At 72.0% G+C, this 16605-nt stretch carries 11 protein-coding genes and 1 pseudogene; 11 read left to right on the plus strand and 1 reads right to left on the minus strand.

Features of this window, described 5'->3' with window-relative positions; all coding sequences use genetic code 11:
* Nucleotides 1-22: 22 nt before the first annotated feature.
* The 3 genes and pseudogenes from ACFY1H_RS37490 to ACFY1H_RS37500 all read left to right on the plus strand — a co-directional run bounded on the left by ACFY1H_RS37490 (nt 23) and on the right by ACFY1H_RS37500 (nt 1642).
* On the plus strand, nt 23-505 hold the full coding sequence (locus ACFY1H_RS37490; protein WP_220241846.1) for an Lrp/AsnC family transcriptional regulator: 483 nt from the start codon (nt 23-25) through the stop codon (nt 503-505).
* 118 nt (nt 506-623) lie between these two features.
* Nucleotides 624-758, plus strand: a pseudogene (locus ACFY1H_RS37495) (oxidoreductase); the annotation flags it as partial.
* 128 nt (nt 759-886) lie between these two features.
* The gene (locus ACFY1H_RS37500) at nt 887-1642 is read left to right on the plus strand and encodes a hypothetical protein (protein WP_386954484.1); all 756 of its coding nucleotides are present in this window, start codon (nt 887-889) and stop codon (nt 1640-1642) included.
* 7 nt (nt 1643-1649) lie between these two features.
* Here the strand turns inward: ACFY1H_RS37500 and ACFY1H_RS37505 are convergent, their stop codons facing one another.
* Nucleotides 1650-1946: a DUF3040 domain-containing protein gene (locus ACFY1H_RS37505; protein ID WP_366583560.1), complete on the minus strand. Its 297-nt coding sequence runs from the start codon at nt 1944-1946 to the stop codon at nt 1650-1652.
* A gap of 219 nt (nt 1947-2165) precedes the next feature.
* On the opposite strand from ACFY1H_RS37505, the gene ACFY1H_RS37510 reads away from it, so the two are divergent.
* From ACFY1H_RS37510 to glgX (ACFY1H_RS37545), 8 genes are all read left to right on the plus strand, one after another.
* Nucleotides 2166-3026 carry an LLM class F420-dependent oxidoreductase gene (locus ACFY1H_RS37510; protein WP_366583561.1) on the plus strand — a complete coding sequence of 287 codons (861 nt, stop codon included), beginning with the start codon at nt 2166-2168 and terminating at the stop codon, nt 3024-3026.
* A 45-nt stretch (nt 3027-3071) separates the two neighbouring features.
* Nucleotides 3072-4418: a M1 family metallopeptidase gene (locus tag ACFY1H_RS37515; protein WP_366583562.1), complete on the plus strand. Its 1347-nt coding sequence runs from the start codon at nt 3072-3074 to the stop codon at nt 4416-4418.
* A 46-nt stretch (nt 4419-4464) separates the two neighbouring features.
* On the plus strand, nt 4465-5853 hold the full coding sequence (locus ACFY1H_RS37520; protein WP_386954489.1) for a M1 family metallopeptidase: 1389 nt from the start codon (nt 4465-4467) through the stop codon (nt 5851-5853).
* A gap of 197 nt (nt 5854-6050) precedes the next feature.
* Entirely contained in the window at nt 6051-8030 is a 1980-nt protein-coding gene (gene malQ, locus ACFY1H_RS37525; RefSeq protein ID WP_386954493.1) for a 4-alpha-glucanotransferase, read from the plus strand.
* A gap of 98 nt (nt 8031-8128) precedes the next feature.
* On the plus strand, nt 8129-10258 hold the full coding sequence (gene glgX / locus ACFY1H_RS37530) for a glycogen debranching protein GlgX (protein WP_366583565.1): 2130 nt from the start codon (nt 8129-8131) through the stop codon (nt 10256-10258).
* The gene (gene treY / locus ACFY1H_RS37535) at nt 10255-12537 is read left to right on the plus strand and encodes a malto-oligosyltrehalose synthase (protein ID WP_386954495.1); all 2283 of its coding nucleotides are present in this window, start codon (nt 10255-10257) and stop codon (nt 12535-12537) included. Before glgX (ACFY1H_RS37530) ends, treY begins: the two co-directional genes overlap by 4 nt.
* Complete coding sequence (treZ, locus tag ACFY1H_RS37540; RefSeq protein ID WP_366583567.1) at nt 12538-14259, plus strand: malto-oligosyltrehalose trehalohydrolase; 1722 nt, start codon at nt 12538-12540, stop codon at nt 14257-14259.
* Nucleotides 14260-14351: 92 nt separating this feature from the next.
* Entirely contained in the window at nt 14352-16499 is a 2148-nt protein-coding gene (gene glgX, locus ACFY1H_RS37545; RefSeq protein WP_366583568.1) for a glycogen debranching protein GlgX, read from the plus strand.
* Nucleotides 16500-16605: the final 106 nt, after the last annotated feature.

A 16605-nucleotide genomic window follows, 5' to 3' on the forward strand; every position in this document is an offset into this window, starting at 1 on the left:
GGCGCCGAGAGGACTGCGCACCATGCCCAGTGGCCAGCGGCTCGACGCCACCGACGCCCGGATCCTGCTCGCGCTCAACCGCAACCCGCGTGCCACCGCGGTCGCGCTGGCCGACGAGCTCGGCCTCTCGCGCAACACCGTGCAGAGCCGCCTCGCGCGGCTGGAACAGGGCGACTCGCTGCGCTCGGTCGAGCACCGGATCGACCCCGCCGCGCTGGGCTACCCGCTCACGGCGTTCGTGACCGTGCAGGTCACGCAGCGGCTGCTCGACGAGGTCGGCCGCGCGCTGGCCGCGGTGCCGGAGGTGCTGCAGGTGCGCGGGCTGACCGGGCAGTCCGACCTGCTGGTGCACGTCGTGGCCCGCGAGGCCGACGACCTCTACCGCATCGCCGGGCAGATGCTCGAGATCCCCGGCGTGGAGCGCACGCACAACGCGCTCGTGATGCGCGAGATGGTGCCCTACCGGATCACGCCGCTGCTGGAGCGCGCGGTGGCCGGGAAGTGAGCCGCGCGGGCACACTGGAGCCGTGAACGATCTTGTCGCGCGGGCGCGGGAGCTGCGGCCCCTGCTCACCGCCGAGGCCGCGCAGGGGGAGACCGACCGCAGGCTCACCGACAAGGCCGTGCGCGCCCTCGACGACGCCGGCCTGTTCCGGCTCGGCACGCCGCGGCGCTTCGGCGGCCACGAGGCGAGCCTGCGGACACTGCTGGACGTCGGCGCGGAGGCGGGCGAGGCCGACGGCGCGACGTCGTGGGTGCTCACGCTCGTGAACGCGTGCGCGTGGGTGGTGAGTCTCTTCCCGGAGCCGGCGCAGGACGACGTGTTCGGCGCGGACGCACAGGCGAAGATCGCCGGCGCGCTCGCGCCGACGGCCGGGCCGAGCGGGTGCCCGGCGGGTACCGCGTCGGCGGGCGCTGGCCGTACGCGTCGGGGATCACGCACGCGGGCTGGGCGCTGCTGGGGATCCCGGTGGGGGACAACGGCGAACCCGCGATGGCGCTCGTGCCGGCGGGTGACTACGCCGTCGAGCGCACGTGGGCCGTCGCCGGCATGCGCGGCACGGGCAGTGACACGGTGGTCGCGGACGAGCTCTTCGTGCCCGAGCACCGCGTTGTGCGTACGGCCGCCCTTCTGGAACGTGTTTCAGTCTTCGCGCCGTACCTGACCGTGGTGCTCGCGGCGCCGCAGCTGGGACTCGGCCGGGCCGCGCTGCGCCTGGTGCGCGAGGCCGCGTCGGCAAAAGGTGTGACCGGAACCGTGTATGCGCGCCAAGCCGATTCGGCGGTGTTCCAGGTGCGGTTCGCCGAGGCGGCGTTGAAAATCGACACCGCGCACCTGCATTCGGCGCGAGCCGCGGGTGACGTCGACGCGGCCCTCGCGAGTGGGGAACCGATGACCGAACTGGCGCGGGGGCGAGTGCACGGGGACATCGGGCTGGCGGTGCAGAGCGTCGTCGACGCGATCGGGATCCTCGTGGCGGCGCACGGCACAGGAGGGTTCGCCGACGCGCATCCGTTGCAGCGCATCTGGCGCGACGCGAACTTCGCACTGACCCACGCGATGGCACAGCCGGCGGTGAACCACGAGATCTACGGGAAGGCGCTGCTCGGTATCCGGCCGAACATCACCGCGATGCTCTGAGCCTGCGCTAGGCCTTCGCGTCGTCGGCCGTGTGATTGCGCTTGCGCATCAGGATCGACCGGTGGACCCAGACGAGCACAGGGACCGTGACGAGGCCCCACAGGAACATGCCGGTGCTGCCGGCCAGCAGCCCGACCACGATCATCAGCACCACGGTGACGTCGGCCAGGATCAACGTGGCGAGCCACGTGCGCGATCGCACGGGCGGGGCGCCGGCGCTCAGGGCCGCGACGAAGTCGGGGTCGCTCGCGGCCAGCTCTTCTTCGATCTTCCGCAGTGCACTGCGGTCACGATGGGGAAGCATGACCCCCTCCTCAGGACGGATCGGGCCGGGTGATCGCCCTACCAGTTGAATCCCCGGGCCCACCCCACGTCAAGCGCCGCTTTTCCAGGAATAATCGCCAAACCGGACGGGTGGTGCGGTGCTCCGTGGCCCGGAGGCCACCTGCTCACTGTAGAACACTTCCGGCCGTCAGGCGGATTTCGTTGCAAACTGAAACACGTTCTAATACTGTCGGGAGCCGTGAGATACGGCATCGTGCTCTTCACGAGCGACCGCGGGATCACCCCCGCGGCGGCGGCGCGGGCGGCCGAATCGGCCGGGTTCGACACCTTCTACGTTCCCGAGCACACCCACATCCCGGTCAGGCGCACGGCCGCGCACCCGCGCACCGGCGACGCGAGCCTGCCCGACGACCGGTACCTGCGCACGCTCGACCCGTGGGTCTCGCTCGCCACGGCGGCCTCGGTCACCACGCGCATCCGCCTGGCCACGGCGGTCGCGCTCCCGGTGGAGAGCGACCCGATCACGCTCGCCAAGACGATCGCCACGCTGGACCACCTCTCCGGTGGGAGAGTCACGCTCGGCGTCGGGTTCGGGTGGAACACCGACGAGCTGGCCGACCACGGCGTGCCCGCGGGCCGGCGTCGCACCGTGCTGCGCGAGTACCTCGACGCGATGCGTGCCTTGTGGACCGACGAGGTGGCGAGCCACGAGGGCGAGCACGTGGCGTTCGGGCCGAGCTGGGCGTGGCCGAAACCGGTGCAGGAGCGGGTTCCCGTGCTCGTGGGCGCGGCCGGCACCGAGCGCACGTTCCGCTGGATCGCACGCTCGGCCGACGGCTGGCTCACCACACCGTCCGAAGTGGACGTCGAGGCGAATGTCGGGCTGCTGCGGGAGATCTGGCGCACCGAGGGCCGCGCCGGCGAGCCGGCGGTGGCCGCACTCGGCCCGCGGCCCGATCCCGAAGGCCTCGCACGGCTCGAAGCGGCCGGTGTCACGGAAGTGATCTTCGGGCTGCCGGACCGCGAGCCGGCCGAAGTCGTGGCCTGGCTCGGACGGCTCGCGGGCAAACTCGATCACAGAACCCTCATCCGACCCTGACAAGTTCCTGACCGATTCGGCCCGCCGTTCTGCCAGCCTGGCGCGGTGCTGAAGAGAGTGTGGGCGACCGCGGTCGCCACCGGCTCGATCCTCGTGCTCATCTCGGGCACGGCGGTCGCCGCCCCGAGCCCCGGGTCCGACGGCGCCGGCGACCCGCTGTTCCCGCAGGACGGCAACGGCGGCTACCGCGTGAGCCACTACGACGTCGCGCTGGACTACGACCCGGCGAAACCCGACCACCTCACCGGCGACACGGCAGCCGACGCCGTCGCCACCCAGGACCTGAGCCGCTTCGACCTCGATCTCGAAGGCCTCACCGTGCAGAGCGTCACGGTCGCGGGCGCGCCCGCGGCGTTCACGTGCACCGGGGAGCACGAGCTCGTGATCACGCCCGCGAAACCCCTGCGGCGCGGGCAGTCCTTCCGGGTGCGCGTGCGCTACCAGGGCACGCCGGGGTTCTTCTGGATGACGGCCGACGACGCCGGTGCGGTGCACGCGTTCGGCGAGCCGCATTCCGCGTCCAGCTGGTACCCGGTGAACGACCACCCGTCGGACAAGGCGACGTTCCACCTCGCCGTGACGATGCCGGACCGGCCGGGCTGGGCGGTGGTGGGCAACGGCGTGCCCGCGCCGCCGGTGGTGCGCGACGGCCGCAAGACGTTCTCGTGGACGGAAAACCACCCCGTGGCCTCCTACCTGACGGGTGTGGTGATCGACCGGATGACCGTCCACACGGGACACCTCGCCGACGGGACCCCGGTCGTGGACGCGTACACCACGGGCGCCGAAGCCGCGAAGCCGTTCGAAGACCGGCTGCCCGAGGTGCTCGGGTTCCTGTCCTCGCGCTTCGGGAAGTACCCGTTCTCCGCGGCCGGCGGCGTCTTCTACCCCGGCGGCACCGGTGGCGGGTTCGAGATGCAGGAGCGGCCCGTGTACCCGGGCGGGGTTCCGCCCGAGCAGTTCACCGACATCGTGCACGAGCAGGCGCACCAGTGGTTCGGCGACAGCGTCGCGGTCGCGCGCTGGTCCGACATCTGCCTCAAGGAGTGCTTCGCCACCTACGCGGATGGCTGTGGCGGGAGGCGAAGGAGGGCCACGACCTCGACGCCGACTACCGCACCGCGCTCGCCGGCGCCGGCCCGGACTTCTGGCAGGTCCCGCTCGCGGACCCGGGTGCCGGCTTCTACGGCGGCTCCTACACCGTCGGCCCGCTCATGCTGCACGCGCTGCGCCGCACCGTCGGCGACGCCGTGTTCTTCCGGACCCTGCGTGATTTCCTCGCGCAGCACCGCGACGCCAACGCCTCCTGGGCCGACTTCGAGCACCTCGCGGCCCAGGAGTACGGCCACGACCTCACCGGCTTCTTCACCGCGTGGGCCCACAGCACCGTGATCCCGCCCGAGCCCTACCTCCACCCCGGAACCCTGAAGGACAACGCATGAGCTGGTACAAAGCGCTCGCCCTCGTCGCGAGCGGAGCGGCGGCGCTCGGCATGGCGCAGCCGCCGGCGATCGGCGCGGACGGCGTCGGCGACCCGTACTTCCCACAGGACGGCAACGGCGGCTACGACGTCTCGCGCTACGACGTGAAGGTGTCGTACGACCCCGCGGATCCCGGTTCGTTCACCGGCGACACCACGGTGCACGCGGCCGCGCGCCAGGACCTCGACCGGTTCGACCTCGACCTGGAGGGCTTCACGGTCTCGGCCGTGACCGTGAACGGCGCGCCCGCGAAGGCGATCGCGCGGTCGGGCGCGCACGAGCTGGTGATCACGCCGCGCACGCGGGTGCTGCGCGGCAGCACCTTCGCCGTGCGCGTCGTGTACTCCGGCAAGCCGGTCGGCGCGAGCTGGCACCGGCTCGTGGGCGGCGGCATCGACGTGAGCGGCGAGCCGCACTCGGCGACGGCCTGGTTCCCGCTGAACGACCACCCGTCGGACAAGGCGGCGTTGCACCTGGAGGCGACCGTGCCGACCGGGTGGACGGTGCTGGGCAACGGGCTGCCCGGCCCGACGACCACCTCCGCCGGCCGCACGACGTTCCGCTGGCACGAGGACCACCCGATCGTCTCCTACGCCACGACGATGGCGATCGACAAGTTCACGGTGCACACCTCGAAGCTCGCCGACGGCACGCCCGTGATCACCGCGTACGGCCAGAACACGAGTTACCTCCCCGACTCCGAGGCGCTGCTGCCGAAGATCATGGGCTTCCTGACGAAGACGTTCGGCCCGTACCCGTTCGACTCGACCGGCGCGATCGTCGTCGCCCCGGAGGCCACCGAGGGCAGCCTCGCGCTGGAGACGCAGACCCGCCCGACCTACGACGGCGCGTTCTTCGACGCCTCGGCCGTCCACGAGCTGGCGCACCAGTGGTTCGGCGACGCGGTGTCCTTTTCGGACTGGCGCGACGGCTGCCTCGCCGAGTGCTTCGCCCAGTACGCCGGGCAGCTGTGGGACGAGGCCGAGAACGGCGCCGACCTCGACGAGAGCTACCGCTCGATCGTCGAGCAGAACGCAGGCGACGCCGCCTACTGGCAGGTGCCGATCTACGACCCGGGCAAGGATCGCCCGCTCGACTACGCGCTCTACGACCGGGGCTCGCTCATGCTCCACGCGCTGCGCCGCACGATGGGCGACGACAAGTTCTTCGGTCTGCTCAAGCACTGGATCTCCGCGCACCGCGACGGCAACGCGTCCTGGCCCGACTTCGAGCACTTCGCGTCGGCGCAGGCGGGCCAGGACCTGTCGGGCTTCTTCACGGCGTGGGCGCACAGCTCCGTGATCCCGCCGGCCCAATACCTGTACCCGGGCTCACTCGCGCGCTGAGCGAGCCGCACTTCACCCGAAATAGTGAAGTGCGCCACCACGCGTCATTCTGTTCACCGGATGTCCTCTCGGTGGGTGTGGCGGTGACCGGCCGGCACGCCCCCCGACTGGCCGGTCACCGCTGTACGCATCCGGCATTCGGGTGCCGCCCGGCGAGGCGATTGGCGCGCCCCGGCGCGGGCCGCAAGACTGGGCCGGTGCAGAGCCCGACCGCCTCCGGATCACCGACCCCCGACGTTTCGCCCGAGCTGGCCGAGCTGGCCGCCGCCTACGGCGTGGCGACCCACTACGAGAACTCCGACCGCGTGGAAGTGCAGGTCGAGGCCGAGGTGGTGGTCGCCGTCCTCGCGCAGTTCGACGTGGACGCCTCGAACGAGGAGTCGATCCGCCGGGCGCTGGAGGGCGTGCGCGCGGCGCGGGCGTCGGCCGACCTGCCGCCCACGATCGTCGTGCGCGCCGGTGACACGCGCGAACTGGGCCGGGAGGTGACCGTCGAGCTGGAGGACGGCACGACCCGCGCCGTCGGCACCACGCTGCCAGCCGACCTGCCGCTGGGCTGGCACCACGTCGTCGACGGCGAGCGCCGGGTGCCGCTGGCCGTGGTCCCGGCGAAGCTGCCCGAGGTGCCCGCCGCGTGGGGCTGGATGCTCCAGCTCTACGCCCTGCACTCGGCCGGGTCGTGGGGGATGGGCGACTTCGGCGACCTGCGGACCACCGCCACGCGCTCGGCCGCCGAGCTCGGCGCCGGCGTGCTGCTGGTCAACCCGGTGCAGGCGTTCGCGCCCGCGCACCCCGTGGAGCGCTCGCCGTACTCGCCGTCGAGCCGCCGCTTCGCGAACCCCGTGTACCTGCGGGTCACCGACACCGAGGCGTTCGCCGGGGCCGACGAGGCCACGCGCGCGAAGGTGCTGGCCCTGGCCCCGGACGCGGTTCCGGACCTCATCGACTACGACGCCGTGTGGGACGCCAAGCGCACCGCGCTGGAGCTGCTGCGCCCGCACCACCCGCGGCCCGTCGAGCTCGACGGCGACCTTCGCGACTTCGCGACGTTCGGCGCGCTGGCCGAGGTGCACGGCGCCGACTGGCGCGAGTGGCCCGAGGCCCTGCACGACCCCGCGAGCCCCGAGGTCGCGGCCGCGCGCGCCGAGCTGGCCGACCGGGTCGAGTTCCACGGCTGGCTCCAGCAGCTGTGCCACGAACAGCTCGACGAGGTCCGCCACGCGGCGCGTGAGGCCGGGATGACGGTGGGGGTCGTGCACGACCTGCCCGTCGGCGTGCACCCCGGCGGCGCCGACACGTGGGCGCTGCGCGAGGTGTTCGCCGCCCGGGTGCGCGTGGGCGCGCCGCCCGACGCGTTCAACCAGCAGGGCCAGGACTGGAACCTCCCGCCGTGGCGGCCCGACCGCCTCGCCGAGGCCGGGTACGCGCCGTTCCGCGACGTCATCCGCGGTGTGCTGCAGCACGCCGACGGCATCCGCGTGGACCACATCGCCGGGCTGTGGCGGCTGTGGTGGATCCCGCCGGGCGAGCCCGCCGGCCGCGGCACGTACGTGCACTACGACGCCGAGGCGATGCTCGGCGTGCTCGCGCTGGAAGCCCACCGCGCCGGCGCCGTGGTGGTCGGCGAGGACCTCGGCACGGTCGAGGACATCGTCACCGAGACCATGCACGAGCGCGGCGTGCTCAGCTCCGCCGTGCTGTGGTTCCAGCGCGACTGGGACGCACCGGGCAAACCGTTCGTCCGCCCCGCGGACTGGGATCCGCACGCGATGGCGAGCATCTCGACCCACGACCTGCCGACGGTGTCCGGCTGGCTCGAAGCGGAGCACGTGCGCGTGCGCGCCGAGCTGGGACTGCTCGACCGGCCCGTGGAGCAGGAGTACACCGAGGCGGCGGCCGAGCGCAGCGCGCTGCTCGACCTCGTTGCGCGCGAAGGCATCCCCGCCGACGACCCGGTGGTGGCCCTGCACACGCTCCTGGCCTCGGCGGCGTCACGCCTGGTGCTCACCTCACCGGCCGACGTGGTCGGCGAACGGCGCCAGCCCAACCTGCCCGGGACGATCGACCAGTACCCTAACTGGCGGATCCCGCTCCCCGTCACCGTCGACGGGTTCTTCGCCGACGCGCGGGTGCGTGCGGCGGTCGCCCCGCTCAAGGCCGCCCGTCCGCTCCCGTAACCGCCCGGGCCGGTCCTCGTGGTTCGAGACCCGCCCGCGCGGGTAAGTCAGTCTTCCCCGAGCAACCCGACAAACCGATGTCCCCCAAGGAGAGTCCCGTGCGTCCCTGGCCCGGAAGGCCCTACCCGCTCGGCGCCACCTACGACGGGGTGGGCACGAACTTCGCCCTGTTCTCCGAAGTCGCCGAGTACGTGGAGCTCTGCCTGTTCGACGAGGACGGCACGGAAACGCGCTCGCGCCTGGAGGAGGTCGACGGCTTCGTCCACCACGGCTACCTGCTCGGCATCGGTCCCGGCCAGCGCTACGGCTTCCGCGTGCACGGCCCGTACGACCCCGAGCGCGGCCTGCGCTGCAACCCGAACAAGGTCCTGATCGACCCGTACGCCAAGGCCCTTTCGCGCGGCGTCGACTGGTCGGAGGCGCTGTTCGGGTACGAGTTCGAGAACCCGGAGCAGCGCAACGACCAGGACTCGGCCGGGCACGTGCCGTACTCGCTGGTGGTCAGCCCGTTCTTCGACTGGGCCAACGACCGCGCGCCGCGCACGCCCTACCACGAGACCGTGATCTACGAGGCCCACGTGCGCGGCATGACGATGACGCACCCGTTCGTGCCCGACCGCCTGCGCGGCACGTACGCCGGGCTCGCGCACCCGGCCGTGATCGAGCACCTGAAGAAGCTCGGCGTCACGGCGGTGGAACTCATGCCGGTGCACCAGTTCGTGACCGACCACGGCCTCGACCAGAAGGGCCTGCGCAACTACTGGGGCTACAACACCATCGGCTTCTTCGCGCCCCACGACGCCTACGCGGCGATGCCGGGCCAGGGCGGGCAGGTGCAGGAGTTCAAGGGCATGGTCCGCGCCCTGCACGAGGCCAACATCGAGGTGATCCTCGACGTCGTCTACAACCACACCGCCGAGGGCAACCACCTGGGCCCGACGTTGTCCATGCGCGGCATCGACAACGAGGCCTACTACCGGCTGGTCGAGGACGACTCGCAGTACTACATGGACTACACGGGCACGGGCAACTCGCTCAACGTCCGCAACCCGCACACGTTGCAGCTGATCATGGACTCGCTGCGCTACTGGGTCACCGAGATGCACGTGGACGGGTTCCGCTTCGACCTCGCCTCCGCGCTGGCGCGCGAGTTCTACGACGTCGACCGTCTGTCCACGTTCTTCGAGCTCGTGCAGCAGGACCCGATCGTGAGCCAGGTCAAGCTCATCGCGGAGCCCTGGGACGTCGGACCCGGCGGGTACCAGGTGGGCAACTTCCCGCCACTGTGGACGGAGTGGAACGGGCAGTACCGCGACACCGTGCGCGACTTCTGGCGCGGCGAGCCGTCGACGCTGGGGGAGTTCGCCTCCCGCATCACGGGTTCGTCGGACCTGTACCAGGACGACGGGCGCCGGCCGTTCGCGTCGATCAACTTCGTCACCGCGCACGACGGCTTCACGCTCGAGGACCTGGTGTCCTACAACGAGAAGCACAACGAGGCCAACGGCGAGGACAACCGCGACGGCGCCGACGACAACCGGTCGTGGAACTGCGGCGTGGAAGGCCCGACCACCGACGAGGAGGTGCTCGCGCTGCGCGCCCGCCAGCGCCGCAACCTGCTCGCCACCGTGCTGCTGTCCCAGGGCGTGCCGATGCTGCTGCACGGTGACGAGCTGGGCCGCACGCAGCAGGGCAACAACAACGCGTACTGCCAGGACTCCGAACTGTCCTGGATGGACTGGGGGCTCGCCAAGGAGAACGTCGACCTCGTCGAGTTCACCGCGGCGCTCACCGCGTTCCGCAAGGCGCACCCGGTGTTCCGGCGCCGCCGGTTCTTCCAGGGAAAGCCGGTGCGCAAGGGCGAGGAGCTCGGCGACATCGCCTGGTTCACTCCGGCCGGCGAGGAGATGACCGAGCAGAACTGGGACGACGGCTTCGGCAAGTCCGTGGTCATCTTCCTCAACGGCGAGGGCATCTCCGACCTCGACCCGCGGGGCATGCCGGTGGTCGACGAGTCGTTCCTGCTCGCGTTCAACGCCCACTACGAGGACATCGCGATGACCTTGCCCGCCAACGGGTACGGCACCGAGTGGACGGTCGTCGTCGACACGGCCACCGGCCAGGTCGGCAAGACCGACGTGGAGCCGATCCCGGGCGGGGGCAAGCACACGCTCGCCGCGCGGTCGCTCGTCGTGCTGCAGCGCACCGGCCGGGAGGAGCAGGAGTGAGCGCGCCGTCCTCGACGTACCGGGTGCAGCTGCGCCCGGAGTTCACCTTCACCGACGCCGCCGGGATCGTCGACTACCTGCGCTCGCTCGGCGCGGGCGCGCTCTACGCGTCGCCGGTGCTCGACGCGACGACCGGCTCCACCCACGGCTACGACGTGGTCGACCCGACGCGGGCGCGGCCGGAGCTGGGCGGCGAGGAAGCCCGGCAGGTGCTGGTCACGCGGCTGGCCTCCGCGGGGCTCACACTCGTGGTCGACATCGTGCCGAACCACATGTCGGTGGAGGTCCCGAAGCTCAACCGCTGGTGGTGGGACGTGCTGCGCCACGGGCCGGCTTCGGAGCACGCGGGTTTCTTCGACATCGACTGGAGCCGCGGCAAGGTGCTGCTGCCCGTGCTGGGCGAGGACGCTGCCGTCGCCGAGCTGACCGTCGAGGGAGAGGAGCTGGTCTACTACGACCACCGCTTCCCGATCGCGCCCGGCACCGGCGAGGGCACGCCGCAGGAGGTGCACGCGCGCCAGAACTACGAGCTCGTCGGCTGGCGCCGCGGCAACGCCGAGCTGAACTACCGCCGCTTCTTCGACATCACCAACCTCGCGGCCGTCACGGTCGAGAAGGCCGAGGTGTTCGCCGAGACCCACGGCGAGGTGCTGCGCTGGGTGGCCGACGGCGACGTCGCCGGCCTGCGCGTGGACCACCCGGACGGCCTGGCCGACCCCGGCGGGTACCTGCGCCGGCTGCGCGCAGGCGCGCCCGACGCGTGGCTGGTCGTTGAGAAGATCCTGCACCCGGGCGAGGCGCTTCCGCAGAGCTGGCCGGTCGACGGCACCACCGGCTATGACGCGCTGAACGAGATCACGGGCGTGTTCGTCGACCCGGCCGCGGAGCCGGCGTTCACGCGGCTCGCGGGCGAGCTGGGCGGGCGCACCGACTATCCCGCCGTGGAAGAAGAAGCGCGGCGGCTGGTCACCGACCGGATCCTCGTGGCCGAGGTGCACCGCATCGCGGGCCTGGTCGACGGCGTCGAGCCGGAAGCCGCGCGCGCCGCCGTGGCCGAGGTGATGATCGCCTTCGGCGTCTACCGCTCGTATCTGCCGGAGGGCGCCGCCGAGTGGACGGCGGCCGTCGAGCGCGCGCGGGCGCGCCGGCCCGACCTGGACGAAGCCCTGACCGCGCTCGATACGCAGGTCCGCGCGGAGCCCGCCGGCGAGCTGGCGACGCGCGTCCAGCAAACGTCCGGCATGGTCGTGGCCAAGGGCACCGAGGACACCACCTTCTACCGCTTCACCCGCTTCGCCGCGCTCAACGAGGTCGGCGGCGACCCGGACCGGTTCGGCCGCACGGTGGCCGAGTTCCACGAGCTGGCCGGGGCCCGCGCCGCCGGCCGCCCGGCGAGCATGACCACGCTGACCACGCACGACACCAAGCGCTCCGAGGACACGCGGGCGCGGCAGGCCGCGCTGTCCGAGCTGGCCGACGAGTTCGGCGACGCCGTGCGCCGCTGGACGAAGCGGCGCGGCATCGACGAGCCGGCGCTCAACCTGCTGGCCTGGCAGACCCTCGTGGGCGCGTGGCCGATCGCGCCCGGGCGCCTGCGCGACTACCTCGACAAGGCGGCCAAGGAGTCGAAGCTCCGCACCACCTGGACCGACCACGACGAGGAGTTCGAGCAGGCCGTGGCCGCGTGGCCCGAGCAGGTGCTGGGCGACGCCGAGCTGGTGGCCGAGATCGAGGAGTTCGTCGGGAAGCTGCGCGGGCCGGGCTGGGTGAACTCGCTGGGCCAAAAGCTGGTGCAGCTGGCCGGGCCGGGCGTGCCGGATGTCTACCAGGGCACCGAGCTGTGGGACTTCTCGCTCGTGGACCCGGACAACCGGCGCGCGGTCGACTACGGCGTGCGCCGCGAGATCCTGGAGCGCGTGCTGGCCGGGGAACAGCCGGAGGTCGACGAAACCGGTGCCGCGAAACTGCTCGTGGTCCACCGGACGCTGACGCTGCGGCGCGAACGGCCCGAGCTGTTCACCGGCTACCGCCCGCTGAAGGCCGAGGGCGCGGCCGCCGAGCACCTGCTGGCGTTCCAGCGCGGCGAGAACCTGGCGGTGGCCGTGACGCGGCTGCCCGTCGGGCTGGAGAAGTCCGGCGGCTGGCGCGACACCGTGCTGCCGCTGACCGACGGCTTCTGGACCGACGTGCTGACCGGGCGGGCGCTCGGCGACGCGCCGCCGGCCGCCGCGCTGTTCGACCGGTACCCGGTGGCTCTTCTGGTGCGAGGGGATTCCTGAATGTTCACCGTGTGGGCGCCCGCCGCGGATCGCGTGCGGGTGCGCGTCGACGGCACTGACCACGAGATGAGCCCAACCGCCGGCGGCTGGTGGCAGGCCGAGGTCACCGGTACCGACTACGCGTTCCTCCTCGGCGACGACGGGAAACCGCTGCCGGACCCGCGTTCGCTGCGCCAGCCGGCCGGCGTCCACGAGGCTTCGCGCGTGTACGACCACGCCGAGTTCGAGTGGACCGACCGCGCGTGGACCGGCCGCCAGCTGCCCGGCGGCGTCGTCTACGAGCTGCACCTGGGCACCTTCACCGAGGGCGGCACGTTCGACTCGGCGATCGAGCGGCTCGGCCACCTCGTGGACCTCGGCATCACGCACGTCGAGCTGCTGCCGGTGAACTCGTTCGACGGCACGGCCGGCTGGGGCTACGACGGCGTGCTCTGGGGCGCGGTGCACGAGCCCTACGGCGGGCCGGACGGCCTCAAGCGCTTCGTCGACGCGTGCCACGCCCGCGGCCTCGCCGTGGTGCTGGACGTGGTCTACAACCACCTCGGCCCGTCGGGCGCCTACCTCGACCGCTTCGGCCCGTACTTCGCCGGCCACACCGACTGGGGCGCGGGCCTCAACCTCGACGGCCCCGGCTCCGACGAGGTGCGCCGGTACGTGCTCGACAACGCGCTGGGCTGGCTGCGCGACTTCCACGTGGACGCGCTGCGGCTCGACGCCGTGCACGCGCTGGTGGACAAGCGCGCCGTGCACCTGCTGGAGGAGCTGGCCACCGAGGTCGGCGAGCTGTCCGCGGCGCTGCGCCGCCCGCTCACCCTGATCGCCGAGTCGGACCAGAACGACCCGCGGCTCGTCACCCCGCGTGAAGGCGGCGGCTACGGCGTGCACGCGCAGTGGTCCGACGACCTGCACCACACGCTGCACGTCCGCATCACCGGCGAGACTTCCGGGTACTACGCGGACTTCGCCGCGCCCGGCGCGCTCGCGAAGACGCTGCGCGAGGTGTTCTTCCACGCCGGCACCTGGTCGTCGTTCCGCGAGCGCACCCACGGCCGCCCGGTGGACACGCGCAAGGTGCCGGGCCACCGGTTCCTCGCGTACCTGCAGAACCACGACCAGATCGGCAATCGCGCCACCGGCGACCGGCTTTCGGCCACCGTCGCGCCGGGCCTGATCGCGGCCGCGGCCGCGGTGGTGTTCTGCTCGCCGTACACGCCGATGGTGTTCATGGGCGAGGAGTGGGCGGCGAGCACGCCGTGGCAGTTCTTCGCCTCCTTCCCGGACCCGGAGCTGGCCGAGGCCGTGCGCACGGGCCGGCGGCGCGAGTTCGGCCGCCACGGCTGGGGCGAGGCCGACGTGCCGGACCCGATGGACCCGGCGACCGTCGCGCGCTCGCGGCTCGACTGGACCGAGCCGCAACAGCCCGGGCACCAGGAGATGCTGCGGACCTACCGCAGGCTGATCCGGCTGCGCCGCGAACGGCCGGAGCTCGCGGACCCGAACCTCGACGGGTTCGTCGTGTGCGCGGCCCCGGACGATTCGTGGCTGGTGCTGCACCGCGGCGCGCTGCGGCTCGCGTGCAACTTCGGCGGAACCCCGGCGACCGTCCCACTGGGCGGGACGCCGGGCGAGATCCTGGCGTCCTGGGACACGCCGGAGTTCGACCATGCCGGTGAATCCGTCCGGCTTCCGGGCGCGTCTTTCGTGCTGGTGGTCACCTCCTGACCGGCGCCTACGCGGGAAGTCCGGCACTTTCCCCGGAAAGTTCAGCCGGGTAGCCGGACCCGCGGGACCGGCCGGTTTGGGAGGATCACCCCATGGCAACACGACCCGCTTCCGACACCCAGGTCCTGGCCGGCCGACCCTTTCCGCTCGGCGCTCACCCGGAAGCCGGAGGGGTGCGGTTCGCCGTCACCTCGGCGGTGGCCGACGCCGTGGAGGTCTGCCTCCTCGGTGACGACGGCAGCGAGCGCCGGATCGAGCTGACCGAGCGGACGTTCGGCGTGTGGCACGGGCTGGTCCCGGGCGTCACGCCGGGCCAGCGCTACGGCTACCGCGTGCACGGCCCGTACGACCCGGCCCGAGGGCTTCGCTGCAACCCGGCGAAGCTGCTCGTGGACCCGTACGCGCACCGGATCAGCGGCCGGTTGACCGACCTCACGGCCGCGCAGGGCTTCGTGGGCGACCCGGACCGCGGTCCCGCGTCCACTGTGGACTCACTCGGCAGTGTGCCGCTCTCGGTGGTCACCTCTCCCGGCGGACCGGACACGGGCGTGCGGCCCGAGGTGCCGTTCGAGGAGTCGGTGATCTACGAGCTGCACGTGAAGGGCTTCACCGAGCTGCACCCGTTCATCCCGGAAGCGCTGCGCGGCACCTACCTGGGTCTCGCGCACCCGGTGGCGATCGAGCACCTCACGCGGCTCGGCGTGACCACAGTGGAACTGCTGCCGGTGCACGCGTTCGCCGACGAGCCGGCGCTGGTGCGCGCGGGCCGGCACAACTACTGGGGCTACTCGCCGCTGGGCTACTTCGCCCCGCACCCGGGGTACGCGAGCGAACCCGGCCGGGAGATCGAGGAGTTCCGGACGATGGTGGCGGCGCTGCACGCGGCCAACATCGAGGTGATCGTCGACGTCGTGTTCAACCACACCTGCGAGGGCGGGCCCGACGGGCCCACGCTGTTCCTGCGCGGCCTCGACGCGCCGGCCTACTACCTGCACACCAAGCGCGGGCAGATGGCCGACATCACCGGCTGCGGCAACACGCTCGACTCGGGCTCGCCGACCGTGGTCCGGCTCGTCACCGATTCGCTGCGGTACTGGACGCAGGAGCTCGGCGTCGACGGCTTCCGGTTCGACCTCGCGAGCACGCTGGGCCGTCCGCGCGGCGGTATGTTCGACCGCGACTCCACCATGCTCACGGCCATCACGACCGACCCGGTGCTGTCGCGGTGCAAGCTCATCGCCGAACCGTGGGACGCGACGGGGGAGGGCTACCGCGTCGGCGACTTCGGCGCGCAGTGGGCCGAGTGGAACGGCCGCTACCGCGACAGCCTGCGCGATTTCTGGCGCGGCGTCACGGGTGTGCGCGACCTCGCCTACCGGCTTTCGGGGTCGTCGGACCTCTACGACCACAACCTGCGCCGGCCGTGGCAGTCGATCAATTTCGTGACCGCGCACGACGGCTTCACGTTGCGGGATCTGGTGTCCTACAACGAAAAGCACAACGAGGACAACGGCGAGGACAACCGCGACGGCACCACCGACAACCGCTCGTGGAACCACGGCGTGGAGGGCGAGACCGACGACCAGGCGATCGTCGCGCTGCGCACCCGGCAGGCGCGCAACCTCTTCGCCACGCTGCTGCTGTCCACCGGCACGCCGATGTTCGTCGCGGGCGACGAGATGTGGCGGACCCAGGGCGGCAACAACAACGCCTACTGCCTCGACGACGAGACGTCGTGGGTCGACTGGACGCCCTCGGCCGCGTCGGAGCCGATGCTCGCCTTCGCCCGGCGGGTGGTGCGTCTGCGCGCGAGCAGCCCCGCGCTGCGCCAGCCGGAGTTCTTCGAAGGCCGCACCACACCCACCGGCAAACCGGACCTCGTCTGGTTCCGGCCCGACGGCGAGGAGTTCGACGAGATCGACTGGTTCGACGAGAGCCGCCGCACGCTGTGCATGTGGATCGACGGCTCCAACTCGCAGGCCCGCAACCGCGAGGGCGAGCTCGTCACCGACCACTCCTGGCTGCTGATCCTGCACGCCGGAGAGGACGACGTGGAGGTGGTGCTGCCCGGACCCGAGTACGGTGCCACGTACAAACCCACGCTGGACACCGGCACTGCCGATGGCAGCCCCGCGTACGTCGGGGCGCTGGATCCGAAGACGCGCATCGTGGTGGCGGCCCGATCGTTGCAGCTGCTCCGAGCGCCGCGGGACTTCGTGCCGGGCCCCCAGCCGCTTTAGCGCGGGGGTCCGGCGGCTCCCGGGGTGCATCGATCAAGAGGTTTCGCAGAAATCGGTCAAGAGATCACTCTCACCCCGGAACGCCGGAATCCCCCTCGTCATCCGG

The sequence above is a fragment of the Amycolatopsis sp. NPDC001319 genome (genome assembly GCF_042896185.1).
In the GTDB taxonomy this organism is placed as follows: domain Bacteria; phylum Actinomycetota; class Actinomycetes; order Mycobacteriales; family Pseudonocardiaceae; genus Amycolatopsis.

Coding starts and splice junctions, on each gene's coding strand:
- treZ (WP_366583567.1), top strand. CDS start 12,538: ATGTTCACCGTGTGGGCGCCCGCCGCGGATCGCGTGCGGGTGCGCGTC.
- ACFY1H_RS37490 (WP_220241846.1), top strand. CDS start 23: ATGCCCAGTGGCCAGCGGCTCGACGCCACCGACGCCCGGATCCTGCTC.
- ACFY1H_RS37505 (WP_366583560.1), bottom strand. CDS start 1,946: ATGCTTCCCCATCGTGACCGCAGTGCACTGCGGAAGATCGAAGAAGAG.
- glgX (WP_366583568.1), top strand. CDS start 14,352: ATGGCAACACGACCCGCTTCCGACACCCAGGTCCTGGCCGGCCGACCC.
- ACFY1H_RS37520 (WP_386954489.1), top strand. CDS start 4,465: ATGAGCTGGTACAAAGCGCTCGCCCTCGTCGCGAGCGGAGCGGCGGCG.